This is a genomic window from Streptomyces sp. NPDC051173 (genome assembly GCF_040689515.1).
Classification (GTDB): Bacteria; Actinomycetota; Actinomycetes; order Streptomycetales; family Streptomycetaceae; genus Streptomyces.
On the sequence record NZ_JBFBBD010000179.1, the window covers coordinates 1 to 1,315 of the forward strand.

1 protein-coding gene and 1 pseudogene are annotated in these 1,315 nt (G+C 67.9%); both read left to right on the top strand.

What is annotated here, in order from left to right; all coding sequences use genetic code 11:
- Window positions 1-261: pseudogene (locus AB0435_RS34200) on the top strand (hypothetical protein); the annotation flags it as partial.
- Between the two features lie 131 nt (window positions 262-392).
- The coding region (locus AB0435_RS34205; RefSeq protein WP_366428745.1) for a transglycosylase SLT domain-containing protein at window positions 393-1,315 on the top strand (923 nt) is incomplete at its 3' end.

A 1,315-nucleotide genomic window follows, 5' to 3' on the forward strand; every position in this document is an offset into this window, starting at 1 on the left:
GCCGATGGGCGGGTGGAGGTGTTCGCCATCAACGGTGATGTCGCCATGCACATGTGGCAGAAGGGCGTGAACGCTCCCTACGGCGACTGGGACACATTCGGCACCGGCGGCACCGGGATCAACGCCGCCACCAACGCCGACGGCCGCATCGAGGTCTTCGGGACCAGCAGGGCCGGGGTCTACCACAAGTGGCAGACCGGCTTCAGCACCTGGTCCGAGTGGGTCTGGGTCAACAGCACCTCAGGTCCCCCCATCACATGACTCACCACCTGAAGGGGCAGCAGTTGCCAAGAATTCGGCGCGTCCGGCGAGCGGGAACGCCCTCGCCGGTACGACGCGCTCCCCACCGCATCGTCCTGTCCGTACTCGCTTCGCTGCTCGTCGCGGCGGGCATGGTCGTCGGCGCCTCACCGGCGCAGGCCGACCCGAGCGACCTTTGTGCCCAGGTCGGCTACAACGCCGGGTTCCGCGGGCAGTCCCTGGAACTCGCCGTCGCCGTCGCGCTGGCCGAGTCCAGCTGCAACCCGGCCGCGCACAACACGACGGGCAACACCCCCGCGTCGACCGACCGCGGGCTGTGGCAGATCAACGACTACTGGCACAAGGATGTCGACGACGCCTGCGCCTACGACGCCCAGTGCAACGCGAACGCGGCGTTCCGTATCTCCAACCAGGGGACGAACTGGGAGCCGTGGTCCACGTACAACGAGGGCGCTCACTTGCGGCACATGGACGAGGCACGCGCCGCGGTGGCACGTCTCGGGAACCCGGGCACGGGACCCGCGCCGTTGGTGTATCCGCAGGAGTCGGGGCGGGTGGTGTCGGCGCGGTCGGCGGACGGTCGTCTCGAGGTGTTCGCGGCGGGTTCCGACGGTGTGTTCCATGCCTGGCAGTCGCAGGTGAACGGCAGTTGGTCGGAGTGGGAGAAGGTGGGTGGTCCGGGTAACGCGCAGCTCGCGATCGCGCCGAACGCCGACGGCCGCTTGGAGGCCTTCGCGATCAACGGTGATGTCGCCCAGCACCGCTATCAGCTGTCTCCGTCAGGCGCCTGGTCCGATTGGGAGGCGTTCGGTACGGGCGGGAACACCGTGGCCGCGGGGGTCAACGCCGATGGCCGTATCGAGGTGTTCGCTTCGGGGTCGGCGGGGGTGTTCCATCGGTATCAGACGGCTCCCAACGGTGGTTGGTCGGGTTGGGAGTCCTCGGGCGGTGGTCCGGCGGGCAGTCGGGTGAAGATGGAGAAGGCTCCTGACGGTCGTCTTGAGGTGTTCGCGCTCAATGACAAGGTCTTCCAGCATCTGTACCAGACCGCTGT